The following is a 23,277-nucleotide window of genomic DNA, read 5'->3' as shown; positions in this document are numbered from 1 at the left end:
GGTGTCCGATGTGTCGGGCCAGACCCCGAGGCGCACCCATGAGAAGTCTTCTCTTCACCCTCCGCCTCGCGGCGACGTCGCCGACGCGGAACGCCCGGACGGCGACGGTGCTCGGGCGACTGCTCGGCATCGCCTTCCTGGTCTGCCTGCTGACCGGTCTCTACAGCCACTTCCTGCAGGATCCCGCCGAGTGGATGCGCTTCCCGACCCGCCCGGTCTGGCTCTACCAGGTCAGCCAGGGCGTGCACATCACTGCGGGCATCGCCTGCATCCCGCTGCTGCTCGGCAAGCTGCACGCGGTCTTCCCCCAGCTGTTCCAGTACCCGCCGGTGCGGCACCCGGTGCAGGTGCTCGAGCGCGCCTCCATCGCCCTGTTCATCGCGACGTCGGTGCTGCAGCTCGTCACCGGTCTGCTGAACACGTTCCAGTACTACCCGTGGCCGTTCCCGTTCAGGCAGGTGCACTTCGCGCTGTCGTTCATGATCATCGGGTCGCTGGCGATCCACATCGCGGTCAAGCTGCCGCTCATCACGCGCTACTGGCGGGCCCGCGACAGCTACGACGCCGACGGCGCCTTCGTCGAGCCCGCCGGCTCCCTCGACCCGGCTCGGGCCGAGTTCACGGCGACGCGCGAGCTGACGCGACGGCGAGAGGCCGAGGAGGCGCGGGTCGCCTCGTCGACCGGCACCGCGCCTCCTCGGCCCCGCGGGCTCGTCGGTCGGATCGTGCACTGGATCGACACCGCGCACGAGGGCGACCGCGATCCGCACCGCGCGCGGGTGTCGCGACGCGGCTTCTTCGGCGCCGTCGGCGTCGCGACGGGCGGAGCGGTGGTGCTCACCGCCGGTCAGTCGTTCACCGCCTTCGAGCCCTTCAACGCGTTCGCCCCCCGGCAGCGCGGCATCGGCCCGAACGACCTGCCGATCAACCGGACGGCCGCGGCGGCGCGGGTGCTCGAGAGCGCGATGGCGCCCGACTGGGCCCTGACGGTCTCGAACGGCGACCGGTCGCGCTCGTTCAGCGCCGACGACCTGACGGCCATGACGCAGGACGAGGGCGACCTGCCCATCTCGTGCGTCGAGGGCTGGAGTCAGACCGGCCGGTGGCGCGGGGTCCGCCTCGTCGACCTCATGGCGACGGTGGATGCGCCCGCCGACCGGCGTCTCCGCTTCACGAGTCTCGAAGAGCGCGGCGGCTACCGCGTGATGCTGATGGGCTCCGAGTACGCCACCGACCCCGCGACGCTGATCGCGCTCGAGCTCAACGGCGAGCGGCTGAGCATCGACCACGGGTACCCCGCCCGGGTGATCGCCCCCGGCAGACCGGGTGTGCTGCAGACCAAATGGCTGACCACGATCGAGGTGCTGTGATGACCACCGTGAAGACCACCAGGACGGGCCGGGCCGCCCCCATCGCGGGCCGCGGCGTCCGCGTCACCAGGGGCGTGCTGATCGTCGTCGGGATCGCCCTGATCGGACTCGGCGGCTACGTGCTGACCGAGACCGTCAGCCCGACGCGCTACTCGGGGCTGCTGGTCTGGCTGATCGGCTCGGTGATCGTGCACGACGCGATCATCGCGCCCGTCGTCGTCGCCGTCGGTCTCGCCGTGCGGCGGACGGGTCGCCGCGTGCCGGCCGCGGTGATCGCCCTGGTGCAGAGCGCCGTCGTGGTCGGAGTCGTCCTGTCGATGATCGTCGTCCCCGAGATCGTCGCGAAGGCGAAGGGGCCGAAGAACGACACCGTGCTGCCGTTCGACTACGCCTCGCGTCTGGGTGCGATGTGGGTCGTGATCGCGGTCGTGACGGCCCTCGCCGTGGCGATCTACCTGGTGCGGACCAGGCGGCAGAAGGTCCGCGAGTCGACCGACCAGGTCTGAGCGACCTCGAGGCCGGCGCGGCGGGCGTGACCGGGCAGGGCCGCCCGACCCACCTCGGCCCAGGGGAACGTCGCACTCGTGAGACCGCGGTCGTCGACGACGTGGGCGTCGTAGAACTCGTCGGCGGAGTCGTCGTGCGCCGTCTCGACCACGACCGATCCGTTCGAGGCGATGACCTCCGAGCAGCGGGTCAGGAGGGCCGTCGGGTCGCCGCCGATGCCGATGTTGCCGTCGAGCAGCAGAGCGACGTGCCAGCCGCCCTCGCCGTCGAGCGGGTCGAAGACGGAGCCGGCCGCGACGGGCAGCCCGGCGTCGACGGCCATGGCGACGGCCGTCTCGGACACGTCGATGCCGAGGGCCTCGATGCCGAGGCCGACGGCCGCGCGGACCATGCGGGCCGGCCCGCAGCCGATGTCGAGCACCGAGCGCGCACCGGCGAGCGTCGAGAGATCGGCGGCGTCGGCGGCGGAGCTCCAGCGGGCGACGTCGAACGGTCCGTCGACGTCGTCGGCGCCCGTCGACGGGGCGGGTGAACCGGGTGCGACGGGCGCGTCGGCCCGGACGAGCTGCAGGCGCCCCTCGCGGCGCAGAGCGCGGGCGTAGGGCTCGGCCCCGCCCGAGCCGAAGGTCGCGACGGGGTGGGTGTTCGTGTCTGCGGTGAGTGTCACGAGAGGGGCTCCTCGGGAGTCGAGCGGGCCGGCGACGGGGTCTGAGCAGCGGCGGTGGATGAGGGGGAGGTCGAAGCCGAGGAGGCGCGGGTCGGGCCCGTCGGGGCACCACCCGGGTCGGCGAGACGGAGGGCCGCGGCGAAGCGGCTGCGCGGCGCGGTGGCGGCGACGAGGCGGGCGTCGTCGATCGTGTCGACGTCGACGAGCTCGGGGAGGGTCCGTACGCGCAGCCCCGCCTCGGCGAGTCGCCGCAGCTGGTGGGCGCCGGTGTCGTCGCGCGACATCGGGACGCCGCGCAGCAGGTCGCCGGTGGGTCGGGCGAGACCGAGGGCCCAGAAGCCGCCGTCGTTGGCCGGGCCGAACCAGGCGTCGACGTCGTCCGTCCAGTCGGCGAAGACGGGGGTCAGCGTCTCGACGGTCACCTGCGGCGTGTCCATGCCGATCAGCACGGTCGGGCCGTCGACCTCGTCGAAGAGGGCTCCGAGCCGTGCGTCGAGGTCGCCACCGATCTGAGGGATCACATCGAACTGTTCGGAGCCGGGCGGTGTTCGGTTGCCGTCGAAGAGCAGCACCCGTCGGGTGGCGGGCAGTGCCGAGGCGACGGCGAGGGTGTCCTGGATGGCGGCCGCGGCGACGTCGGCGGCCTGCTCGAGGCTCAGGGGCGGGTGGAGGCGCGTCTTGACGCGACCGGGGATCGTCTCCTTGGCGATCACGACGATGGTAATCATCGACCCGCCTCCCGCAGCAGTCGGGACATGTCTCTGACGGCGACGCTCGTGCCCCTGATGGTGCCCGTCACCTTGCTCCGCCCGACGCGGGGCGAGTAGGGGGTGTCCTGTTCGCGGATCCGCCAGCCGGACTCGGAGGCGCGGAGCACCATCTCGAGCGGGTAGCCGCTCCGTCGGTCCTTCAGGTCGAGGGCGAGGAGCTCGTCGCGTCGGGCGACCCGCATGGGGCCGAGGTCGTGCAGGGCGACGCCGCTGGCACGCCGCATCAGCCGCGCCAGGGCGAGATTGGCGATGCGGGCGTGCACCGGCCACGCCCCGCGGGTGGTCGGCCGTCGCCGACCGAGCACGAGGTCGGCGTCGCCCGACATCACCGGTTCGGCGAGCGCGACGAGGTCGGCGGGGTCCATCGAGGCGTCGGCGTCGCAGAAGGCGACGTAGGGGGCGGTGGCCGCGACGAGACCGGCGTGGGCGGCGCTGCCGAAGCCGCGCCGCGCCTCCTGCACGACCGTGGCCCCGTGCTCCGCGGCGACGCGCGCCGACCCGTCGGTGGAGCCGTTGTCGACGACGATCGCGTGCCAGCGGTCGGGGATGCGCCCCAGGACCCAGGGCAGCGCGCCCTCCTCGTCGAGACAGGGCAGCACGACGTCGACCAGCGGGACGTCGACGGGTGAGGTGCTCATCATCCCGACTGTACGGCTGACATGCCATGAAGGTGATGAGAGGGCCGCATCCTGTACATCGGCCGATCCGCTGTCATTCTGCTAGCATCCCCGCCAGGAGGTGATCACCATGTCGACGGTGACTGTTCGCGGGCTCGATCCCGATGTGGTCTCGGGGCTCAAGGCGCTGAGCGCGAGACACGGGCGGTCGATGGAGGCCGAGGTGCGCTGGGTGCTGGGGCGGTACGTCGCCGACGCCGAGTTCCCGACGGCCGAGGTCGTGCTCGAGTTCGACGGCACCCCTGGCGCCCCTGGCACTCCCGGGGCTCCCGGCGCTCCCGGCGCTCCCGGCGTTGCGGAGAACTGGGTCGTCGCTCTCCGCCGCCGGCTCGCTGAGAACGATGCGCTCCTCGACGACGACTTCATCGAGATCCTCGAACGCAACCGTCGTGAGCAGATTCCAGCGAAGATCGTCGACTTCGAGTGATCGTCGTCGACACCCACGTCGTCTCCGAGCTCTCACGAGTCCGACCGGCTCCCGAAGTCCTGTCCTGGTACGCCGAGCAGCGAGCAGGCGACCTCTTCCTGAGCGTGGTCTCCGCAGCCGAGATGCTCGCCGGTGTCCTCTGCATGACGCCTGGCGCTCGGCGTGATGTCGTCGAGAGAGGGGTCGTCGATGCTCTCGAGACGCAGTTCGCGGGTCGCGTCCTCGCCTTCGGCGCAGCGACCGCCCTCGAATACGCGGGGGTCGTGCGTCTCCGGACGCGTCTCGGTCGCCCGGTCGCGACGGCGGACGCCATGATCGCGGCGACGGCGCTCGCGACCGGTGCGAGCCTCGCGACCCGCAACGTCCGCGACTTCGAGGGGGTCGGGCTCGAGGTCATCGACCCCTGGTCGGCGTGATGCAGGGGCGAGCAGGTCGAGGCGACCGAGCGCGGGGGCGGGCCGTCGCCGACGACCCGACCCGCGCCTCCTGCCCTCCGGTCTAGTTCGTGACCGCGGCGCGCAGGGGTGCGGTGGCGAACTCCCGCATGCCCTCGTCGAAGCTGACGGCGGGCTCCCAGCGCAGTTCGTCGCGCAGCCGGGCCGACGACGCCGTCACGTGCCGCACGTCGCCGGCGCGGTACTCGCCGGTGACGACGGGCTCGGGCCCGCCGGCCTCGCGGGCGAGTGCCGAGGCCATCTCGCCGATGGTGTGCACGACGCCGCTGCCGACGTTGAACGCCCTGAACGTCTCGGGCTCCTGCTCGGCCGTCCAGTCGAGCGCCGCGAGGTTGGCCGACGCGATGTCGCGGACGTGCACGAAGTCGCGGCGCTGGGCGCCGTCCTCGAACACGCGGGGGGCCTCGCCGCGCTGCAGCGCCGAGCGGAACAGCGACGCGACACCGGCATAAGGGGTGTTCTGCGGCATCCCCGGCCCGTAGACGTTGTGGTAGCGCAGGGCCGCCGCGCGGCCCCCGGTGCTCCGCGCCCACGAGGTCGCCAGGTGCTCCTGCGTCAGCTTCGTGATGGCGTAGACGTTGCGCGGGTCGAGCGGGGCGTCCTCCGCGATGAGCTGCGGCTCGAGCAGGTCGCCGGCCTCGTCGCGCGGGTCGAAGACGCCGGCGTCGAGGTCGGCGATGCGACGAGGCGCCGGGCGCTCGGTGGCGCCGGCCGAGGTGCGGTAGCTGCCCTCGCCGTAGACGACCATCGACGAGGCGACGACGAGTCGGTCGATCCCCGCACGATCGAGGGCGGCCAGGACGACGGCGGTGCCGAGCTCGTTCGACGAGACGTAGTCGGGGGCGTCCTGGAAGTCGACGCCGAGCCCGACCTTGGCCGCCTGGTGGCAGACCGCGTCGACGCCCTCGAGCGCCCGGTCGACCACGTCGGCGTCGCGCACGTCGCCGAGCACGAACTCGACCCGCGGGTCGAACTCGGGCTCGCCGCCGTGCACGTCCGAGCGCAGCGAGTCAAGCACGCGCACCGTCCAGCCGCGATCGAGGGCCTGGGCGACGACGGCCGAGCCGATGAACCCGGCGCCGCCCGTCACGAGCAGCCGCCCGAGGGGGCCCGGGTCGGTCGAGGCGCCGCGAGCGTCGGTCACAGCGCGGCCCGGCGCGACTGCACGGGGCGGGCGAGCACGGCGGCGACCGCCTCGGCGGGAATCAGCTCGCGCGGCTCGTAGTCGCTCGGCAGCCCGGCGACGATCGACTCGATGGCGGCGACGATGCGCGGCTGGGCGGCGGCGAGGCGCTCCATGACGAGCTGGTGGCTGACGGCGTCGTCGTCGTCACCCTCCTCCGGCGAGATGCCGGCGTCGCTGTCGGTGACGAACGAGATGTTGACGGCGCCCATGCCGAGCTCGAGGGTCAACGGCACCTCGGGGTACATCGTCATGTTGATCGTGTGCGCGCCGGCGGCTCGGAACCAGAGCGACTCGGCCCGGGTCGAGAACCGCGGGCCCTGGATGACGACGCAGGTGCCCGTCGCGGCGAACGGCTCGCCCTGCTGCTCGAGCGCCGACACGGCGGCCGCCCGCAGCACCGGGTCGAACGGGTCGGCGGCCATCAGGTGCTGCACCGAGCCCTCGACGTCGTAGAACGTGTCGGGGCGGCCCCAGGTGCGGTCGATGAACTGGTCGGTCACGACCATCGTGCCCGGCGGGTACTCCGGGCTGACCCCGCCGACGGCCGACGACGACACGACGGCCTTGGCGCCCAGCGACGCGAGCGCCCAGACGTTCGCCCGGAAGTCGATGCGGTGCGGCGGCACGGAGTGCCCCTTGCCGTGACGGGTCAGGAACGCGACGCGCTTGCCGCCGAGCTCGCCGATCGAGACCTCGCTCGAGGTCGGGCCGTACGGCGTCGCGACGACATGGCTGGTCGCCGTGCCCGGCGCGAAGAGCGAGTAGAGGCCGGAGCCGCCGATGACGGCGACGTCGACGCGGGGCAGGGACGAGGAGGCGGGGGTGGTGTCGGTCACCCCCGCTACGCTACTGGCGACAGCCGAGAGGATCCGCGTGCGCACGATCGAACAGCACCAGAACGACGTGGCCGAGTTGGTCGAGGCCGCCCTGGCGGCACGGCCGCACGAGGGTCTGCGGGTCGATCCGGCGCTCGTCGCGGCCCAGCCCGACCGGTACCGGAGGCGCGAGGTCGCCGTCGACGTCGTCGCACCGATCGACCTGCCTCCGTTCGCCAACTCCCAGATGGACGGCTTCGCCGTCTCGTCACCCGATCTGACCGACGACCGGGCGACGTCGCTCGTCGTCGTCGACCGCATCCCCGCGGGTCGCGTCGGTCCGGCGCTCCGACCCGGCACGGCGGCGCCGATCATGACCGGTGCGGCGGTGCCCGACGGCGCCGACGCGGTGGTGCCCGTCGAGCAGGTCGATCCACCGCTGTTCCCCGCCGAGGGCGCCGACAGCCGCGTCTCGATCACGGGGCCCGTCGCCTCCGGCACGTTCGTCCGCGACGCGGGCTCCGACGTGCGGGCCGGCAGCGTGCTGCTCGGCGCCGGCACGATCCTCACCCCGGCCCGCTGGGGGGTACTGGCCGCGGCGGGCGTGCGCGAGGTCGTCGTCCGACGCCGCCCGCGCCTCCTGCTGGTCTCGACCGGCGAAGAGCTCGCGGCACCCGGCGCCGATCTCGGCCCCGGTGCGATCCACGACGCGAACGGCACGGCGCTCGCCGCGGCCCTGGCCGAGATCGGCGTCGACGTCGTCACCGAGCGCGTGACCGACGACGCGGCCACCCTGCTGGCGGTCGTCGCCCGGCACGGCGCCGACGTCGATCTCGTGCTCACGACCGGCGGCGTCAGCGCCGGTGCCTACGAGGTGGTGCGCGACGCCTTCGAGGCCTCGGGCGTCGTCTTCGGCTCCGTGGCCATGCAGCCCGGCGGCCCGCAGGGTCACGGCACGCTCACCGTCGGCCACCGGGCCCTGCCGATCGTCTGCTTCCCGGGCAACCCGGTCAGCGCCCTCGTCTCGTTCGAGGTGTTCCTCCGCCCTCTGCTGCAGACCGCGACCGGTGTCGGGAGGCCGCGTGCGCAGCGGGCCGCGCCCATGGCCGAGTCCGCCGACTCTCCCGTCGGCAAGCACCAGCTCCGCCGCGGCCGCCTCGACGTCGACGGTCGCGTGGCCCTCGTCGGCGGCCCCGGCTCGCACCTCCTGTCGAACCACGCGGCGGCCACCGTGCTGGTGCACGTGCCCGTCGGCGTCGACCGGGTCGAGGAGGGCGACGAGGTCGTAGTGTGGGCGCTCGATGACTGATCGCGAACCGCCCGCCGGCACCGCGCCTCCCGGGCTCACCCACGTCCGTGACGACGGGACGGCGCACATGGTCGATGTCACCGACAAGAGCGAGACGACCCGCGTGGCGACCGCCCAGGCGCGGCTGACCACCCGCGGCGACGTCGTCGCCCGCCTCGTCGAGGGCACCCTGCCGAAGGGCGAGGCGCTCGGCACGGCCCGCATCGCCGGCATCATGGCGGCCAAGCAGACCTCGTCTCTCATCCCGCTCTGCCACCCGCTGCCCATCGGGTCGGTGACCGTCGACTTCGAACCCGGCGACACCGACGTCGTGGTGCTCGCACGGGTCAAGACCCACGGCAAGACGGGTGTCGAGATGGAGGCGCTGACCGCCGCCTCCATCGCCGCCCTGACCCTCTACGACATGATCAAGGCCGTCGACCCGCTCGCCGAGATCCACGACGTCAAGGTGCTGGCGAAGCAGGGCGGCAAATCGGGGGACTGGGCGCGATGACCACCCTCCCCGTCCGCCGGGCCGTCGTCATCGTCGCCTCGACCCGTGCCGCGGCGGGACGGGCCGACGACCTCACCGGGCCCGTCATCCGAGAGTGGTTCGAGGCGCGTCGCTACGACGTGCCCGCCCCGGTCGTCGTCGCCGACGGCGAGGCCGTGGGTCGCGCGCTCGCCGAGGCGCTCGCGACCTCGCCCGACGTGATCGTCACGACCGGCGGCACCGGCGTCTCGCCGACCGACGCCACCCCCGAGCAGACCCGGCCGCTGCTCGACAGAGAGCTGCCGGGCGTCGCCGACGAGCTGCGTCGTCGCGGCGTCGCGGCGACCCCCACCGCCGTGCTCTCGCGGGGCGTCGCGGGTGTCGCCGGTCGCACCTTCGTCGTCAACCTGCCGGGGTCGCGCGGGGGAGTCCGCGACGGGCTCGAGATGCTCGGCGACATCGTCGACCACGTGGTCGACCAGCTGGATGGAGGGTCGCATGACTGACGCCGCGGCGGCCGACGCCGCCGGCCCCGCCCCCGTATCGGCCGACGATCGCGTGCTGCTCGCCCGCGTCGTCGACGAGGCCCTCTCGGTCGCCGACTGCTGCGCGCTCGTGGCGAGCCGCGCCTCCGGGGCCGTCGTGACCTTCGAGGGCGTCGTCCGCGATCACGACGACGGGCGCGGGGTGACCGCGCTGCACTACGAGGCGCATCCGAACGCGACCGAGGTGATCCGCGAGGTCGCCCTCTCGATCGCGACCGCGCACCCCGAGGTGCGGGTGGCCGTCGAGCACCGCTACGGCGACCTCTCGATCGGCGACGTGGCGCTGGCCTGCGCGGTCTCGTCGGCCCATCGAGCCGAGGCGTTCGCAGCCTGCGCGGCCCTCGTCGACGAGGTCAAGGCGCGCACCCCGATCTGGAAGCGGCAGGAGTTCGCCGACGGCTCCGACGAGTGGACCGCGTCGCTCGGCTGACCGTCGCCCGCCCGTGCCCGTCGGAGCGTCCGGCTGGGCCGACTACGCTTCTCGGGTGGCACATCTACTCGGCGCAGAAAACCTCCGTCTCGAATTCCCGACCAAGGTCGTCCTCGACGGGGTGACCCTCGGCATCGACGAGGGCTCCCGCATCGGCGTCGTCGGCCGCAACGGCGACGGCAAGTCGACCCTCATGTCGGTGCTGGCCGGTCGGCTGCAGCCCGACGACGGTCGCGTGACGACGCGTCGCGGTCTCACCATCGGCATGCTCGACCAGCGCGACGTGCTGCCCACGGGCGCCACGGTCGGAAGTCTCATCGTGGGCGACCGCGACGAGCACGAATGGGCCGGCGACGCGCGCATCCGCGACGTCATCTCGGGTCTCGCCACCGACATCCCGTGGGAGGCCGCGGTCGAAGACCTCTCCGGTGGTCAGCGCCGCCGCGTGGCCCTGGCGACCCTGCTGGTCGGCGACTGGGACGTCCTCTTCCTCGACGAGCCCACCAACCACCTCGACGTCGAGGGCGTCGCCTGGCTGGCGCAGCACCTCAAGCGCCGCTGGTCGGCCAACTCGGGCGCGCTCGTCGTCGTGACCCACGACCGGTGGTTCCTCGACGAGGTCTCGACCGACACCTGGGAGGTGCACGACGGCATCGTCGAGCCCTTCGAGGGCGGCTACGCGGCCTACGTGCTGCAGCGAGTCGAGCGCGACCGCATGGCCTCGGCGTCCGAGTCGAAGCGCCAGAACCTGATGCGCAAAGAGCTCGCCTGGCTGCGCCGCGGCGCCCCGGCCCGGTCGACCAAGCCCAAGTTCCGCATCGACGCCGCCAACGAGCTGATCGCCGACGAGCCGCCCGTGCGCGACGCCGTGCAGCTGTCGCAGATGGCGACCGCGCGGCTCGGCAAAGACGTCGTCGACCTCGTCGAGGTCGGCGTCTCGTTCGGCGACAAGCGGGTGCTGCAGGGCGTCGAGTGGCGCATCGCCCCCGGCGAGCGCACCGGCGTGCTCGGGGTCAACGGCGCCGGCAAGTCGACGCTGCTCAAGGTCGTCACCGGCGTCATCGCCCCCACCGAGGGTCGGGTCAAGCAGGGCAAGACCGTCAAGTTCGCGATCCTCGACCAGCAGCTCGCCGATCTGCACGAGGTCGCCCACGAGCGCGTGAACGACGTCATCGGCCGGCAGCGCACCTCGTACGTCACCGCCGGCAAGGAGATGACGCCGGGTCAGCTGCTCGAGCGCCTCGGCTTCACGAGCGCTCAGCTGCAGACCCCGATCAAAGACCTGTCGGGCGGTCAGAAGCGCCGCCTGCAGTTCCTGCTCATCCTGCTGAACGAGCCGAACGTGCTCATCCTCGACGAGCCCACAAACGACCTCGACACCGACATGCTCGCCGCGATGGAGGACCTCCTCGACGGCTGGCCGGGCACCCTGCTGGTCGTATCGCACGACCGGTACCTGCTCGAGCGGGTCACCGATCAGCAGTACGCGGTGCTCGACGGGCGCTTCCGGCACCTGCCGGGCGGCGTCGACCAGTACCTGCAGCTGCGCAAGCAGGCGACGGACAGCCAAGGAGGCGCGACCGACCGACCGACGGCCGTCCAGGGGGCCTCGGCATCCGTCGCAGCCTCCGCCGCCGCCTCGGGTCTCTCGGGCGCCGAGAAGCGCAACGCCGAGAAGGAGCTCGGGTCGATCGACCGCAAGATGGCGAAGGCCGCGACCGAGCGCGAGTCGCTGCTCGCGCAGTTCTCGACGTTCGACCAGTCCGACTTCGACGGCCTGGCGGCGCTGCAGGCCAAGCTCACGGCGCTCGACCACAAGACGGCCGAGCTCGAGGTGCGCTGGCTCGAGCTGAGCGAGCTGCTGGCCTGAGGGGCTGGCCCTCGGGCCCGGGCCTGGGGCCTGGCCCTCGGGAAGCCCGGTCGATGAGTCATGACACGCCGCGCCTCCTCGGCTCCTGACGGCGTGTCATGACCCCTCGACGGGCGGCTACCCGCCCAGGGTCAGACTGAGGGTGCGCAGCAGGTCGGTGAGGCGGCTGCGGTCGTCGGCGTCGAGGTCGCTCAGCAGGGCGTCCTCCTCGGCGAGGAGGCGTTCGATCGCGGCGTCGACCGCCCTGCGGCCGGCGGTGGTCATCGTGACGAGGATGCCGCGGCCGTCGTTCGGGTCCGTGCGGCGTTCGACGAGACCGCGGTCGACCAGCCGGTGGATGCGGTTCGTCATCGCACCGCTCGAGACGAGCGTCTGCTGGAGGAGGGTCTTCGGGCTCAGCTGGTACGGGGCCCCGGCGCGGCGGAGGGCCGAGAGCACGTCGAACTCCCACGACTCGAGGTCGCTGGCCTGGAAGGCCTCGCGGCGGGCGCGGTCGAGGTGCTTCGAGAGGCGGGCGACGCGCGAGAGCACGTGGAGCGGCGCGAAGTCGAGGTCGGGTCGCTCGTGGCGCCACGCCTCGACGATCCGGTCGACCTCGTCATGCTCGGGCATCCGACCATTATGTCGACCGGTGCCGTGCGCGCCGTCTGGCAGAATGAGCGGGCGCATGAGCGCGGTCCGCCATGGTGTAACGGCAGCACGACAGCCTTTGGAGCTGTTAGGTCCAGGTTCGAATCCTGGTGGCGGAGCCAGGGGTGTTTCCGCGAACCAAGACTGACTAGTCTCTTTCCGTGCGCAGTCGCGCGCTCATCGGGGGGGATGACATGACGACCATCGAATTCGACGCCGATGCGGCTGAGCGCTTGGCGAAGGCCGCCGACGGAGCAGCCGACACGCTGCGGGGGCAGGCAGGCTCTCGACGTACGGCTGCGGACGAGGCCGCCGAAGACTTCACGGGCGCGTACGCGGCACGATTCACCGAGTCGGCGATCGCCGAGGCGGCGGACCGGCCCAAGGCGGCGACGGCGCTCGAAGATCTCGCATCGCAGGTCCGCGCCGTGGCGGAGCAGGCGGCCGCAGAGAAGAAGCGACTGGCCGATCTCGACGCGTGGCAGCAGCGGGAGGACACCCGGATCGCCGAGGCCAAGGCCGCCGCCGAGTCCGACGAGCTGGTCGTGCCCTGGCTGCTGACGCCGGGGTCCGGAGCCCCGGCGTTGTTCGATCCGAAACCGTCCGAGGTGGCCATCAAGCCCGTGCCGATCGAGGCGACCTTCTCGGCGCAGGGGCGTCCGCGCACCGGTCTCGGGACGGGCGACGGTCGCAGCTCGGCCGATCCTTCGGCCCTCCACGGCTTCGCCACGACGACCCGCGGCCTCGACACCGCCGCGTCCGACTCGGTCACGGGTGTCGAGAACGCCTGGGTGGCCTTCGTCAGCGCCTGCGCCTGGGCCGAGACCGGAACGGTCACCGTCTTCGACGGGATCCGCCGACTGCTCGAAGAGAACGCGGCCGATGCCGCCTGGCTCGACAGCATCGCCGACGCGTTCGAGCGGGCCGGCGGAACGGGCGAGCTCTCGGACGCGACGCTCGACCTCGCGGTGGCGGACGCCGTGCCGGCACCGTTCACCAAGCTGTTCGACGACTCGCTGACGCCGTCCGAGGTCGCGGAGCTCTGGGCCACGATGGGTTACACGGCCGCCGACCGGCGCGAGCTGGCGGCACTCCCGACCTCGGCCCTCAGCGAGCTCGGCAACCTCGAGGGCATCCCCTACTGGGTGAGGAGCACCGCCAACGTCGCGGTCCTCGACCAGCGCATCGCCGAGGCGAACGACTTCTTCGACAACATGGGTCTGCCCGCCTACCAGAACGCCCCCGACCGAGCCCAGAACGCCCGCAACATCATCGCCCTCGAGAACATCAAGGCGTCTCTGGTGCAGGGTGAGGAGCTCGGGGCACGGACCCTCATCTCGCTCACCTCCGACGAGCCTCCTCTAGCCGCCGTCGCCATCGGAGATCTCGACACCGCCACGAACGTCACGTGGGCGGTTCCCGGCATGGGGTCGAGCACTCGAAAGATGACCGACTGGACCGATGCCTCACAGAGCGTCTACGACGAGCAGGGCCGCGTCCACGGCGACGAGGACCGCGCCGTGATCGCCTGGATGGGCTACGACTCTCCTCCGCAGCCCGGTGTGTTCGACTGGGACATCGGCGTCCTCGGCACTGATGCGGCCCGAGACGGGGGCGACAGGCTGGCCGCGTCCATCGAGGGCATGGACGCGGCTCGAGGGGACGACGGACCGAACACGAACGTGCTGGCGCACTCGTACGGCACGACGACCGCCGCCTTCGCGCTGACGAAGCAGGGCGTCGAAGTCGACACCTTCACCACGATCGCCTCGGCGGGACTGCCCGATGCCGTCGACACCGCCGAGAAGATCAACGCCGGCGAGGTCTTCGCCGGCCAGGCGGAGAACGCCACACCCTTCATCGGCGGTGCCGGCGACCAGTGGGCGCAGTTCGGTCGTGACCACAGCTACGATCACCACCAGGATCCGACGGACGCGGACTTCGGTGCGACGACGTTCAGCGCCGACGGTTCGGGCCCTCTCGTCGCCGTCGACAATCACGCTGTCCACACGGACGGCGACACGGGTTATCTCGACAAGGGGACAGAATCCCTCCGAAACGTGGCCTACGCCACCACGGGTCAAGGCGACAGGGTCACCGGGTGACCCGCGCTCGCGAACCGAGAACCGTGACGTCGGCCCAGACGCCGACGGCCACCGAGAAGAGAGGGCACCGCGTCATGCCGGACCCCGCACGAAGAAGCCGTCGGGCCTTGGGCTCGTCGATCGTCCTCACGACGATGCTCCTGGTCTCAGGATGCGCAGCCGCAGATACAGGAGGAACGATCATGGATACGGACCAGGCGAAGGAGGCGGTGGTCACCGTCGTCGACGACACGACCGTGGCGATCGGGGGCGAGTGGGAGGTCTACAGCGGCCCCGCCGTGCGGGCGTGCACGCAGGAGTCCGGGGGAGACGGCGCCGCGTACTCGTACATCACGACGCAGGCCGCCGCTCCGGGTGATCCGACCGCGCACATCGACGCCGTCGAGAAGCTCTGGAACGACCAGGGCATCACGACCGAGCGCTATCAGAGCGGCGGCGACGATCCCATCCTCGGTATCCGGGGTTCCGGCGGTCCGACGACGTCCATCGACTTCCTCGCCGACGAGCGCGGCTACAGCGTCGACGCCCTGTCCCCCTGCGCAGACGGCGACCCGGTCGAGCTCAAGGAGCAGGGCGAGTAGCCGCGCGCACCGGGTCCATCCGAGACGAGATCATGCACCAGCGTCATCCGAGTCGACGACACCCGTGGTCGTCGATCCCTGCAGCCCTGATCATGACGGCGACGCTCTCGCTCGCCGGCTGCAGCGCTGACGAAGGGAGGAACATGGTGCCGCAGGACGTGGACGACGCAAGGGGAGCGGTCGTCGCGTTCGTCGACGAGTCGAGTTCGGCGCTCGGCGGCGAGTGGCGTGTCTCGAGCGGCCCCGCCGTCGAGAGCTGCGACCGGGACGGCGGCGGCGCGGGCGCGGCGTACGGGTACCTGGTCGCCATCGACCAGCCCGGCGGCGACCCCGAGCAGGACATCTCCTCCCTCGAGAGGCTGTGGACCGAGAGAGGTCTGACGACGGAGCGGTATCAGAGCGGGGGATCGGACCCCGTCCCGGGCATCCGCGGCTCAGGTGGGTCGGTCGCGACCGTCGACTTCCTGGCCGATCCGCGGCGGTACAGCATCGACAGCCTCTCGAGCTGCGTCGATGGGGACGCCGACGAGATGCAGCGCGACGGTGAATGAGCTGCTCGGCCGTCGACGACGTGTCCAGCCTCGGCTGATGCGTGTCCGTCCCGCCGGCACCGCGACCACGGTCATCCTGATCGGGGCTGGTGTTCTGACCGGTTGCTCCGCCCCTGGTGAGGCGACGTTCGCGACAGGCGATGCGAAGCGCGCCGTCGTCACCGTCGTCGACGACACCACCGCGGCGATCGGCGGCGAGTGGGACATCTACAGCGGCCCCGCCGTCGAGGGCTGCACGATATCTGACGGTCGCGACGGCGCCGCATACTCGTACATCACGACGCTCCGGCCCGGCGGTTCGGATCCCGAGGCCGATGTGGTCGCCGTGGAGCGCCTCTGGAGAGATCGGGGCCTGACGACGGAGCGCTACGAGAGCGGTGGGAGCGACCCCATCCTCGGGGTACGCGGTGTCGGGTCTGCAGCCGACTCGCTCGACTTCCTCGCCGACGTCCGCATGTACAGCCTCAGCGGGTTGTCGGCCTGCGCCGAGGGCGACGCCGTGCAGATGCAGAACGACGGCGAGTAGCCGCGCGCACCGGGCACCGACGGTCTCCCGTCGATAGCCTGCGATCTCACCCGCCGGTCGTGCCGGCACCGCCCCCGACGACGAGGACCCCGCGATGTCGACCACCAGCACCCTCCCGCCCCTCGCCCGTGCCGCCCTGCTCGGCCTCCTCAGCGGCTCCCGTTCGGCGACCCCGCTCGCCGTGCTCGCCCTGAACCAGGGAGCCGAGGAGGCACGGGGCGCCTGGCAGAGCTGGCGCCTGTTCCGATCGTGGCCGGGTCGCGCGGCGCTCATCGCGGCGGGCGCCGGCGAGCTGGTCGGCGACAAGCTCCCCGCCACACCGAGCCGCGTCGCGCCGGGGCCGCTCTTCGGGCGGGCCGTCGCCGGGGCGGTGGTCGGACTCGCCGTCGCCGATCCCGATCACGGCGGGCCTCGCCTCGCGGGCGCGGTCGTCGGCGCCGTCGGGGCGCTCGCAGGGAGCTGGCTGTTCTACCTCGCCCGCAAGAGCGTCGTCGATCGGACGGGACTGCCCGACCTGGTCGTCGCGCTCGCCGAAGACGCCGTGACGGTCTCCAGCGCCTTCTCCGTGGTGCGCTCCCGCTGAGTCCTCCCCAGGGCCGATCATCCGCTTCGCCGCACCGATCCCGCCTGCCCTTTCGCGCCTCCTCGGTCACCCGTGGGAGGATCGCCGCAGATCACGCACCACCTCACCAAGGAGCACCATGTCTGAACGCAGTCTCGCCGTCGTCGTCCTCGCAGCAGGGCAGGGCACGCGCATGAAGTCGTCGACGCCCAAGGTGCTCCACCGCCTGGCGGGCATGCCGCTCATCCAGCACGTGCTCGAGTCGGCCGGCGCGTTGAACCCCGAGCACCTCGTCGCGGTCGTGCGGCACGAGCGCGACGTCGTCGTCGCGAGCGTGCTCGACACCTCGCCCGCGGCCCTCATCGTCGATCAAGACGACGTCCCCGGCACCGGGCGGGCGGTCGAGCAGGCAGTCGAGGCCCTGCCGGCCGAGTTCGACGGCGACGTCGTGGTGGTCAGCGCCGATGTGCCGTTCCTCGACCACGCGACCCTCGAGGCGCTGCTCGACCAGCACCGCGAGGCGTCCGCGTCGGCGACGCTGCTGTCGGCCGTGCTGCCCGACGCCACGGGCTACGGGCGCGTCGTCCGCCGCGCCTCCGGCGACGTCGACCGCATCGTCGAGCACAAAGACGCCACGGCCGACGAGCGGGACGTGCGCGAGATCAACTCGGGCACCTATGTCTTCACCGTCTCGGCGCTGCGCACCCACCTGCCCCGCATCGGATCGGCGAACGCCCAGAACGAGAAGTACGTGACCGACATGGTCGGTCTGCTGACGGCCGCCGGCGAGATCGTCGCCGCTCGCGCAGTCGACGAGACCTGGCGTCTCGAGGGCATCAACGACCGCGTGCAGCTCGCCGCGGCGGCCCGTCGCCTGAACGACCGCATCGTCGAGCACTGGCAGCGTGAAGGCGTCTCGATCGTCGACCCGCAGACCACCTGGATCGACCGCGACGTCTCGCTGAGCCCCGACGTCGAGCTGCTGCCCGGCACCCAGCTGCGTGGCGCGACGTACATCGCGGCCGGCGCCGTCGTGGGCCCCGACACCACGCTCGTCGACACCGAGGTGGGCGAGGGTGCGATCGTGAAGCGCACCGACGCGACCCTCGCCGTGATCGGCGCCCGCGCCTCCGTCGGTCCGTTCGCGTATCTGCGACCTGGCAGCGTGCTCGGAGCCGGCGGCAAGATCGGCACCTTCGTCGAGACCAAGAACGTCGAGATCGGCGAGGGCTCGAAGGTGCCGCACCTCAGCTACATCGGCGATACCGAGGTCGGCCGCGACTCGAACATCGGGGCCGGCACGATCACGGCCAACTACGACGGCGTGAACAAGCACCGCACCCAGGTGGGGTCCCATGTGCGGACCGGGTCGCACAACGTGTTCGTCGCCCCCGTTAGGATTGGCGACGGAGCGTACTCAGGTGCGGGAACGGTCGTCCGCAAAGACGTACCGGCAGGTGCCCTGGCGCTGAGCATCGCTCCACAGCGCAATGCGAGCGGATGGGTCGAGGCGAACCGCCCCGGCTCGGCGGCTGCCGAGGCCGCCGCTCGCGCCGAACGAACGACCGACTGAACCCCGGTCGGGTTGGCCCCTCGGGGCCGGAGAGCGAGTGACGTGTCCGGAATCAAGATCACCGGCGAGAATCGACTCGTTCTGATCTCGGGGCGTGCGCACCCCGCACTCGCCGATCAGATCGCGTCCGAGCTGGGCTCCGAGTTGATCCCGACCGACGCCCGCACCTTCGCCAACGGCGAGCTGTACGCGCGGTTCGACGAGAGCGTTCGCGGCTCCGACGCGTTCGTGATCCAGTCGCACTCGGCGCCGATCAACGAGTGGCTGATGGAACAGCTGATCATGGTCGACGCCCTCAAGCGGGCCTCGGCGAAGCGCATCACCGTGGTGGCGCCGTTCTACCCGTACGCGCGCCAAGACAAGAAGGGCCGCGGGCGCGAGCCGATCTCGGCCCGCCTCGTCGCCGACCTCTTCAAGGCCGCCGGTGCGCACCGCATCATGAGCGTCGACCTGCACGCCCCGCAGATCCAGGGCTTCTTCGACGGCCCCGTCGACCACCTCTTCGCCATGCCGGTGCTGCTCGAGCACTTCCGCGCCAAGCTCGACAACACGACGCTGACCGTCGTCTCGCCCGACATGGGTCGCGTGCGCGTCGCCGACATCTGGAGCGAGAAGCTCGACGCCCCGCTGGCCATCATCCACAAGCGCCGCGACCCGCTCGTGCCGAACCAGGTCACCGTGCACGAGATCGTCGGCGAGGTGGCCGGCCGCGTCTGCCTGCTCGTCGACGACCTGATCGACACGGGCCGCACGATCGTGAAGGCCGCCGAGGCTCTCAAGGCCGCTGGTGCCATCGGCGTCGTCGTCGCCGCGACGCACGCCGTGTTCAGCGACCCGGCACCCGAGATCCTCAACAGCGAGTTCATCGACTCCGTCGTCGTCACCGACACCCTGCCGCTCACCGAGCACCAGAAGTTCGACAAGCTCGAGATCCTCCCGATCGCGCCCTTGATCGCCCGGGCGATCCACGAGGTCTTCGACAACGGCTCCGTGACGAGCATGTTCGACGGCGCGGCTTAGGCTCCGACCGTCCGCCTGAGGGGGCGCCCGACCACCGGATCCGGTGGAGGGCGCCCTCTTCTGCGTACCCTCCGAGTCGGCGACGCATCGTGACAGGATGTGGCCATGCCTGTCGTCGAATCCCGTGTGGTCGTCCCGGTGAGCCCCGAGGTCGCCTTCGCGGTGTCGCAGACGCAGGGTGAGGCACGGAAGCGCTGGGATCCGTTCATCCGCCACCAGCACCTCCTCGGCGGCGCGACCGGGCCCGCCAAGGGCGTGCGCACGCTCACGGTGCAGCGGTTCGGGTTCCGGATGGAGAGCGAGTACGTCTCGTACGCGCCGCCCACCAACGTCGGGATGAAGATGACGAAGGGCTCGTGGTTCTTCGAGCGCATGGGCGGCGGGTGGCGGTTCAGCCCGGTCGAGAGCGACCCCGGCAGCACGCTCGCGGTCTGGCGCTACAACTTCACCTGCCGGCCGAAGTGGCTCGCGCCGCTGGCCGAGCGCGTCGGCGCCGTCATCCTGCAGCGGGACATCGATCGACGCATCGAGGGGTTCGCCCGCGGCTGCGCAGACCCGCTGGTCCTCGCAGCAGCCGTCCCCGCACGCCCCTGACCTGCGGTCGCGCCTGCTCCCTCCTCCATGCCGGCTCGCGTCGGCAACTCAGGCGCAGCGCGGTGTCTCCGTGCAGAACGCCCAGAGCAGCCCCGCTGCGCCTGAGTTGCCGACCGGTGCGCGGCAGAGAATCCTGGTGGCTGCCCGCGTGCGTCAGAACCGGCTTCCACTGATCGCCCGGCCCGCTCTCGCGTCGGCAACTCAGGCGCAGCGCGGTGTCTCCGTGCAGAACGCCCAGAGCAGCCCCGCTGCGCCTGAGTTGCCGACGGGCCGGCGGCCCCGCCGACGCACAGACCCGGCGGAGGTTGAGCCGGCCCCCGCTACTGGATCCGTCCGCCCCAGCGACGCGAACGGGCGTGTCCGTCCGACCGGCCCGCCGAAGCAGTCCGGTCGCGACGAACACGCCCGTCAGGCCCGATCCCCGAGCACCCGGATCACGCCATGATCACCGGAGAGGTCAGTGGGTCGACGGCTCCGTCTCGATCTCCGACCGGTCGCCCGACCACAGCGTGTGGAACACGCCCTCCTCGTCGACCCGCTTGTAGGTGTGGGCGCCGAAGAAGTCGCGCTGCCCCTGGATGAGCGACGCCGGCAGTCGGGTGGACGCGAGCGAGTCGTAGTACGACAGCGCCGAGGCGAACCCGGGCACGGGGATGCCCGAGAGGGCGGCCTTCGCGACGATGCGGCGCCAGGCGTCCTCCCCGTCGCGGACGGCGGCGGCGAAGTAGTCGTCCTCGAGGAGGGTCGCGATGGTGGCGTCCTTCTCGTAGGCGTCGACGATGCGGTTCAGGAACTGCGCGCGGATGATGCAGCCGCCGCGCCAGATCTTGGCGATGGCGCCCTTGTCGATGTCCCAGCCGTATTCGAGGGCGCCGGCGATGATGGCGTCGAACCCCTGGGCGTAGGCCACGATCTTCGACGCGTAGAGCGCCTTCTGCACGTCGTCCTCGAAGCCGTCGCCGGCTTCCTGCACCTCGGGCCGGCCCTGCAGGGTCGCCTGCACGGCGGCGCGCTGGTCGGGCTTCGACGACACGGCGCGCGCGAAGACGGCTTCGGCGATGCCGCCGACGGGCACGCCGAGTCCGACGCTGTTCTGCACAGTCCAGACGCCGGTGCCCTTCGACCCGGCGGCGTCGACGATCTGGTCGACGAGCGGCCCGCCCGTCTTGGCGTCGACCTGGCGCAGCACCTCGGCGGTGATCTCGATCAGGTACGACTCGAGCTCCCCCTTGTTCCACTCGTCGAAGACGGCGGCGATGGCGGCGGGCTCGTGTCCGCCCACGCGGCGCAGCAGGTCGTACGACTCGGCGATGAGCTGCATGTCGGCGTACTCGATGCCGTTGTGGATCATCTTGACGAAGTGTCCGGCGCCGTCCGACCCGACGTGCGTGACGCACGGCTCGCCCTCGGCGACGGCGGCGATCGACGAGAGGATCGGGCCGAGGGTCGCGTACGCCTCCTTCGATCCGCCGGGCATGATCGACGGCCCCTTGAGCGCGCCTTCCTCGCCGCCCGAGATCCCGGCGCCGACGAAGTTCAGGCCGCGGTCGCGCAGTGCGGACTCCCGGCGGCGGGTGTCGAGGAAGTTCGCGTTCCCGCCGTCGACGATGATGTCGCCCTCCTCGAACAGGTCGGCGAGCTGGTCGATGACGGCGTCGGTGCCGCGTCCGGCCTGGACCATGATGATCGCGGTGCGCGGCTTCTGCAGCGAGGCGGCGAACTCCTCGATGGTCTTCGACGCGATGAACCCGGCGTCGCCGTGCTCGCTCATCAGCGTGTCGGTGCGTTCGGGGGAGCGGTTGTACACGGCGACGGTGTTGCCCTCGCGGCTCGCGAGGTTGCGGGCGAGGTTCGAGCCCATCACGGCGAGCCCGACGACTCCGATGTTCGCCTGCGGGGTGGTCGACGTTTCTGTTCCCTGTTCGGTCACGGTGACTTCCTCTCGATGGGGTGGGTAGCCGCAGACTATGCCCCCGTCCCGAGCGTGTGACGGGTACTGTCCGTACCCTTCCCGGCAGTCGCGTCCCGGCCCTCCGACAGGTTCCCGAGCGTCGCCGCGGCACAGCCCGGGGGCCACGAGCCGAGGAGGCGCGGGTTGGCGACACGCCCGGGCCCCGTGTAACCTCGGAAGCTGAACTTCGGCGAGGGATGCGCATGCATCCGTTATCGACGCGGTAGGCAGGCGCTCAGTCTCGGACGAGCGGGTCCTTCGGGGCCCGTCACCTCACGGCTGCGGGGTCTTTCCTCACGCGATACGCGTTCGAGTTGAAACCGACCACACATCCGGTCCGCCCCCGCGGCGGCCTCAGAAGGAGACACACATGGCTGACGCCAACAACCTGTCCGCTCTCGTCCGCACCAGCTTCGGCAAGGGCGCGGCTCGCAAGATCCGTGCGAACGACCAGATCCCCGCGGTCATCTACGGTCACGGCACCGACCCCCAGCACGTCACCCTCCCCGGTCACGAGACCATGCTGATCACGCGTCGTGCGAACGCCGTCATCACGCTCGACATCGAGGGCACCGAGCAGCTCGCCCTCGTCAAGGACATCCAGCGCGACCCGGTCAAGCAGACCATCGAGCACATCGACCTCATCGTCGTGCGTCGCGGCGAGAAGGTCACCGTCGAGGTGCCCGTGCACGTCGAGGGCGAGTCGTACCCCGGCACCATCCACGTGCTCGAGCTCAACGCCGTCGAGCTCGAGGTCGAGGCCACGCACATCCCGCAGAACGTCGTCGTGTCGATCGAGGGCCTCGAAGAGGGTGCGCAGATCACCGCGGCCGACCTGAAGCTGCCCTCGGGCGCGAACCTGGTCAGCGAGCCCGAGACCCTCGTGCTCGCCATCTCGGTGCCCCAGCTCGACCTCACGACCGACGCGGTCTCCGACGAGGACGGTGAGGCCGCCCCCGCCGAGGGCGACGTCGACTCGATCGAAGACGAAGAGCGCTCCGAGTAACACCCCCTGCCGGCGCAGAACCACTGAAGAGACGATCGACGGACGATGGCATCAGACGATCAGTGGCTCGTGGTCGGGCTCGGGAACCCCGGGCCCGGCTACGCCGGCAACAGGCACAACGTCGGGCAGATGGTGCTGGCCGAGCTGGCCCACCGTCTGTCCGTCGGCTTCAAGCGCCACCGCACCAATGCGACCGTCGCCGAGGGTCGTCTCGTGCCGGGCGGGCCGCGCTTCGTGCTGGCCAAGCCCGACACGTTCATGAACGTCTCGGGCGGCCCCGTGCAGGCGCTGCTCCGGTTCTACGACCTCGACGTGTCGCGGTTGATCGTCGTTCACGACGAGCTCGACATCGACTTCGACACCCTCAAGCTGAAGCACGGCGGTGGTCACGGCGGGCACAACGGTCTGCGCGACATCATCGCGGCGACCGGCTCGAACGAGTTCACCCGGGTGCGGGTCGGCATCGGCCGCCCGCCCGGGCGGCAACCCGCCGCCGACTTCGTCCTGAAAGACTTCGCGGCCTCCGAGCGTCAGAACCTCCCGATCCTCCTCGCCGACGCCGCCGACGCGGTCGAGATGATCGCGGCCGACGGGCTCATCGCGGCGCAGCTCAAGTTCCATACCGCGAGAGACTGACGCTCGCGTCCCGCTCCAGGTCGGCACGGGTACCATCTATCG

26 protein-coding genes and 1 tRNA gene are annotated in these 23,277 nt (G+C 71.5%); 20 read left to right on the top strand and 7 right to left on the bottom strand.

Going from position 1 to position 23,277, the window contains the following annotated elements; translation table 11 throughout:
* The first annotated feature begins 38 nt into the window (after positions 1–38).
* Both SOM11_RS02225 and SOM11_RS02220 read left to right on the top strand, forming a co-directional pair.
* Positions 39–1,370: a molybdopterin-dependent oxidoreductase gene (locus tag SOM11_RS02225; RefSeq protein ID WP_320477062.1), complete on the top strand. Its 1,332-nt coding sequence runs from the start codon at positions 39–41 to the stop codon at positions 1,368–1,370.
* Positions 1,370–1,876: a hypothetical protein gene (locus SOM11_RS02220; RefSeq protein ID WP_320477061.1), complete on the top strand. Its 507-nt coding sequence runs from the start codon at positions 1,370–1,372 to the stop codon at positions 1,874–1,876. Before SOM11_RS02225 ends, SOM11_RS02220 begins: the two co-directional genes overlap by 1 nt.
* Here SOM11_RS02220 and SOM11_RS02215 read toward each other — a convergent pair.
* The 3 genes from SOM11_RS02215 to SOM11_RS02205 are packed head-to-tail and all read right to left on the bottom strand — an operon-like array spanning position 1,822 to position 3,952.
* Complete coding sequence (locus SOM11_RS02215) at positions 1,822–2,544, bottom strand: class I SAM-dependent methyltransferase (RefSeq protein ID WP_320477060.1); 723 nt, start codon at positions 2,542–2,544, stop codon at positions 1,822–1,824. The two genes, SOM11_RS02220 and SOM11_RS02215, sit on opposite strands and share 55 nt — an antisense overlap.
* Positions 2,541–3,272: a TIGR04282 family arsenosugar biosynthesis glycosyltransferase gene (locus SOM11_RS02210; RefSeq protein WP_320477059.1), complete on the bottom strand. Its 732-nt coding sequence runs from the start codon at positions 3,270–3,272 to the stop codon at positions 2,541–2,543. Before SOM11_RS02210 ends, SOM11_RS02215 begins: the two co-directional genes overlap by 4 nt.
* Positions 3,269–3,952: a glycosyltransferase family 2 protein gene (locus SOM11_RS02205; RefSeq protein ID WP_192059542.1), complete on the bottom strand. Its 684-nt coding sequence runs from the start codon at positions 3,950–3,952 to the stop codon at positions 3,269–3,271. Before SOM11_RS02205 ends, SOM11_RS02210 begins: the two co-directional genes overlap by 4 nt.
* A 109-nt stretch (positions 3,953–4,061) precedes the next feature.
* On the opposite strand from SOM11_RS02205, the gene SOM11_RS02200 reads away from it, so the two are divergent.
* Together SOM11_RS02200 and SOM11_RS02195 are read left to right on the top strand one after the other, a co-directional pair.
* On the top strand, positions 4,062–4,418 hold the full coding sequence (locus SOM11_RS02200) for a FitA-like ribbon-helix-helix domain-containing protein (protein ID WP_320477058.1): 357 nt from the start codon (positions 4,062–4,064) through the stop codon (positions 4,416–4,418).
* Positions 4,415–4,834: a type II toxin-antitoxin system VapC family toxin gene (locus SOM11_RS02195; RefSeq protein ID WP_320477057.1), complete on the top strand. Its 420-nt coding sequence runs from the start codon at positions 4,415–4,417 to the stop codon at positions 4,832–4,834. Before SOM11_RS02200 ends, SOM11_RS02195 begins: the two co-directional genes overlap by 4 nt.
* Before the next feature lie 82 nt (positions 4,835–4,916).
* Here SOM11_RS02195 and SOM11_RS02190 read toward each other — a convergent pair whose 3' ends face one another.
* Together SOM11_RS02190 and SOM11_RS02185 are read right to left on the bottom strand one after the other, a co-directional pair.
* A complete protein-coding gene (locus SOM11_RS02190; protein ID WP_320477056.1) occupies positions 4,917–6,017 on the bottom strand; it encodes an NAD-dependent epimerase/dehydratase family protein in 1,101 nt (366 codons plus the stop codon).
* Positions 6,014–6,895, bottom strand: a complete 882-nt coding sequence (locus SOM11_RS02185) for an MTAP family purine nucleoside phosphorylase (protein ID WP_243214403.1) — start codon at positions 6,893–6,895, stop codon at positions 6,014–6,016. Before SOM11_RS02185 ends, SOM11_RS02190 begins: the two co-directional genes overlap by 4 nt.
* Positions 6,896–6,932: 37 nt before the next feature.
* Here SOM11_RS02185 and glp point away from each other — a divergent pair, with 37 nt between their 5' ends.
* The 5 genes from glp to SOM11_RS02160 are packed head-to-tail and all read left to right on the top strand — an operon-like array spanning position 6,933 to position 11,500.
* Complete coding sequence (gene glp, locus SOM11_RS02180) at positions 6,933–8,183, top strand: gephyrin-like molybdotransferase Glp (protein WP_320477055.1); 1,251 nt, start codon at positions 6,933–6,935, stop codon at positions 8,181–8,183.
* The gene (moaC, locus tag SOM11_RS02175) at positions 8,176–8,676 is read left to right on the top strand and encodes a cyclic pyranopterin monophosphate synthase MoaC (protein ID WP_320477054.1); all 501 of its coding nucleotides are present in this window, start codon (positions 8,176–8,178) and stop codon (positions 8,674–8,676) included. Before glp ends, moaC begins: the two co-directional genes overlap by 8 nt.
* Positions 8,673–9,161 (top strand): molybdenum cofactor synthesis domain-containing protein, encoded by a 489-nt coding sequence (locus tag SOM11_RS02170; RefSeq protein ID WP_320477053.1) that lies wholly within the window; start codon positions 8,673–8,675, stop codon positions 9,159–9,161. The genes moaC and SOM11_RS02170 overlap by 4 nt, the downstream gene beginning before the upstream one ends.
* Positions 9,154–9,630 (top strand): molybdenum cofactor biosynthesis protein MoaE, encoded by a 477-nt coding sequence (locus tag SOM11_RS02165; protein WP_320477052.1) that lies wholly within the window; start codon positions 9,154–9,156, stop codon positions 9,628–9,630. The genes SOM11_RS02170 and SOM11_RS02165 overlap by 8 nt, the downstream gene beginning before the upstream one ends.
* Positions 9,631–9,685: 55 nt before the next feature.
* Positions 9,686–11,500: an ABC-F family ATP-binding cassette domain-containing protein gene (locus SOM11_RS02160; protein ID WP_192059561.1), complete on the top strand. Its 1,815-nt coding sequence runs from the start codon at positions 9,686–9,688 to the stop codon at positions 11,498–11,500.
* Positions 11,501–11,617: 117 nt separating this feature from the next.
* Here the strand turns inward: SOM11_RS02160 and SOM11_RS02155 are convergent, their stop codons facing one another.
* Complete coding sequence (locus tag SOM11_RS02155) at positions 11,618–12,112, bottom strand: MarR family transcriptional regulator (RefSeq protein WP_320477051.1); 495 nt, start codon at positions 12,110–12,112, stop codon at positions 11,618–11,620.
* Between the two features lie 65 nt (positions 12,113–12,177).
* Here SOM11_RS02155 and SOM11_RS02150 point away from each other — a divergent pair.
* The 9 genes from SOM11_RS02150 to SOM11_RS02110 all read left to right on the top strand — a co-directional run bounded on the left by SOM11_RS02150 (position 12,178) and on the right by SOM11_RS02110 (position 19,642).
* A tRNA-Gln gene (locus tag SOM11_RS02150) sits at positions 12,178–12,252 on the top strand.
* Positions 12,253–12,324: 72 nt separating this feature from the next.
* Positions 12,325–14,235: an alpha/beta hydrolase gene (locus SOM11_RS02145; protein ID WP_320477050.1), complete on the top strand. Its 1,911-nt coding sequence runs from the start codon at positions 12,325–12,327 to the stop codon at positions 14,233–14,235.
* Positions 14,236–14,417: 182 nt separating this feature from the next.
* Positions 14,418–14,816, top strand: a complete 399-nt coding sequence (locus tag SOM11_RS02140) for a hypothetical protein (RefSeq protein WP_192059567.1) — start codon at positions 14,418–14,420, stop codon at positions 14,814–14,816.
* Between the two features lie 32 nt (positions 14,817–14,848).
* Positions 14,849–15,367, top strand: a complete 519-nt coding sequence (locus SOM11_RS02135) for a hypothetical protein (protein WP_320477049.1) — start codon at positions 14,849–14,851, stop codon at positions 15,365–15,367.
* A 37-nt stretch (positions 15,368–15,404) separates the two neighbouring features.
* On the top strand, positions 15,405–15,893 hold the full coding sequence (locus SOM11_RS02130; protein ID WP_320477048.1) for a hypothetical protein: 489 nt from the start codon (positions 15,405–15,407) through the stop codon (positions 15,891–15,893).
* 94 nt (positions 15,894–15,987) lie between these two features.
* A complete protein-coding gene (locus tag SOM11_RS02125) occupies positions 15,988–16,476 on the top strand; it encodes a DUF4126 family protein (RefSeq protein ID WP_192059572.1) in 489 nt (162 codons plus the stop codon).
* A gap of 118 nt (positions 16,477–16,594) precedes the next feature.
* The gene (gene glmU / locus SOM11_RS02120) at positions 16,595–18,028 is read left to right on the top strand and encodes a bifunctional UDP-N-acetylglucosamine diphosphorylase/glucosamine-1-phosphate N-acetyltransferase GlmU (RefSeq protein ID WP_192059575.1); all 1,434 of its coding nucleotides are present in this window, start codon (positions 16,595–16,597) and stop codon (positions 18,026–18,028) included.
* Positions 18,029–18,070: 42 nt separating this feature from the next.
* Entirely contained in the window at positions 18,071–19,048 is a 978-nt protein-coding gene (locus tag SOM11_RS02115; RefSeq protein ID WP_192059577.1) for a ribose-phosphate diphosphokinase, read from the top strand.
* A 105-nt stretch (positions 19,049–19,153) separates the two neighbouring features.
* Positions 19,154–19,642, top strand: coding sequence for an SRPBCC family protein (locus SOM11_RS02110; protein ID WP_320477047.1), 489 nt, complete (start codon positions 19,154–19,156; stop codon positions 19,640–19,642).
* A 457-nt stretch (positions 19,643–20,099) separates the two neighbouring features.
* On the opposite strand, the gene gndA is transcribed toward SOM11_RS02110, so the two are convergent.
* Positions 20,100–21,503 (bottom strand): NADP-dependent phosphogluconate dehydrogenase, encoded by a 1,404-nt coding sequence (gndA, locus tag SOM11_RS02105; RefSeq protein ID WP_414655439.1) that lies wholly within the window; start codon positions 21,501–21,503, stop codon positions 20,100–20,102.
* A 460-nt stretch (positions 21,504–21,963) separates the two neighbouring features.
* On the opposite strand from gndA, the gene SOM11_RS02100 reads away from it, so the two are divergent.
* Both SOM11_RS02100 and pth read left to right on the top strand, forming a co-directional pair.
* Complete coding sequence (locus SOM11_RS02100; protein WP_192059581.1) at positions 21,964–22,599, top strand: 50S ribosomal protein L25/general stress protein Ctc; 636 nt, start codon at positions 21,964–21,966, stop codon at positions 22,597–22,599.
* Positions 22,600–22,644: 45 nt separating this feature from the next.
* Entirely contained in the window at positions 22,645–23,235 is a 591-nt protein-coding gene (pth, locus tag SOM11_RS02095; RefSeq protein WP_243213874.1) for an aminoacyl-tRNA hydrolase, read from the top strand.
* Positions 23,236–23,277 lie beyond the last annotated feature (42 nt).

This window comes from Frigoribacterium sp. CFBP9029, from assembly GCF_034045305.1.
Lineage (GTDB): Bacteria > Actinomycetota > Actinomycetes > Actinomycetales > Microbacteriaceae > Frigoribacterium.
The sequence above is the reverse complement of the archived record's forward strand: the minus strand, read 5'-3'. Positions and strand labels throughout refer to the sequence as shown.

Excerpts from the sequence above, each read along its gene's own strand:
- SOM11_RS02225 (WP_320477062.1), top strand. The coding sequence starts at position 39 with ATGAGAAGTCTTCTCTTCACCCTCCGCCTCGCGGCGACGTCGCCGACG.
- SOM11_RS02220 (WP_320477061.1), top strand. The coding sequence starts at position 1,370 with ATGACCACCGTGAAGACCACCAGGACGGGCCGGGCCGCCCCCATCGCG.
- SOM11_RS02210 (WP_320477059.1), bottom strand. The coding sequence starts at position 3,272 with ATGATTACCATCGTCGTGATCGCCAAGGAGACGATCCCCGGTCGCGTC.
- SOM11_RS02205 (WP_192059542.1), bottom strand. The coding sequence starts at position 3,952 with ATGAGCACCTCACCCGTCGACGTCCCGCTGGTCGACGTCGTGCTGCCC.
- SOM11_RS02200 (WP_320477058.1), top strand. The coding sequence starts at position 4,062 with ATGTCGACGGTGACTGTTCGCGGGCTCGATCCCGATGTGGTCTCGGGG.
- moaC (WP_320477054.1), top strand. The coding sequence starts at position 8,176 with ATGACTGATCGCGAACCGCCCGCCGGCACCGCGCCTCCCGGGCTCACC.
- SOM11_RS02170 (WP_320477053.1), top strand. The coding sequence starts at position 8,673 with ATGACCACCCTCCCCGTCCGCCGGGCCGTCGTCATCGTCGCCTCGACC.
- SOM11_RS02165 (WP_320477052.1), top strand. The coding sequence starts at position 9,154 with ATGACTGACGCCGCGGCGGCCGACGCCGCCGGCCCCGCCCCCGTATCG.
- SOM11_RS02155 (WP_320477051.1), bottom strand. The coding sequence starts at position 12,112 with ATGCCCGAGCATGACGAGGTCGACCGGATCGTCGAGGCGTGGCGCCAC.
- SOM11_RS02145 (WP_320477050.1), top strand. The coding sequence starts at position 12,325 with ATGACGACCATCGAATTCGACGCCGATGCGGCTGAGCGCTTGGCGAAG.
- SOM11_RS02140 (WP_192059567.1), top strand. The coding sequence starts at position 14,418 with ATGGATACGGACCAGGCGAAGGAGGCGGTGGTCACCGTCGTCGACGAC.
- SOM11_RS02135 (WP_320477049.1), top strand. The coding sequence starts at position 14,849 with ATGCACCAGCGTCATCCGAGTCGACGACACCCGTGGTCGTCGATCCCT.
- SOM11_RS02130 (WP_320477048.1), top strand. The coding sequence starts at position 15,405 with ATGCGTGTCCGTCCCGCCGGCACCGCGACCACGGTCATCCTGATCGGG.
- SOM11_RS02125 (WP_192059572.1), top strand. The coding sequence starts at position 15,988 with ATGTCGACCACCAGCACCCTCCCGCCCCTCGCCCGTGCCGCCCTGCTC.
- glmU (WP_192059575.1), top strand. The coding sequence starts at position 16,595 with ATGTCTGAACGCAGTCTCGCCGTCGTCGTCCTCGCAGCAGGGCAGGGC.
- SOM11_RS02110 (WP_320477047.1), top strand. The coding sequence starts at position 19,154 with ATGCCTGTCGTCGAATCCCGTGTGGTCGTCCCGGTGAGCCCCGAGGTC.
- gndA (WP_414655439.1), bottom strand. The coding sequence starts at position 21,503 with ATGGGCTCGAACCTCGCCCGCAACCTCGCGAGCCGCGAGGGCAACACC.
- SOM11_RS02100 (WP_192059581.1), top strand. The coding sequence starts at position 21,964 with ATGGCTGACGCCAACAACCTGTCCGCTCTCGTCCGCACCAGCTTCGGC.
- pth (WP_243213874.1), top strand. The coding sequence starts at position 22,645 with ATGGCATCAGACGATCAGTGGCTCGTGGTCGGGCTCGGGAACCCCGGG.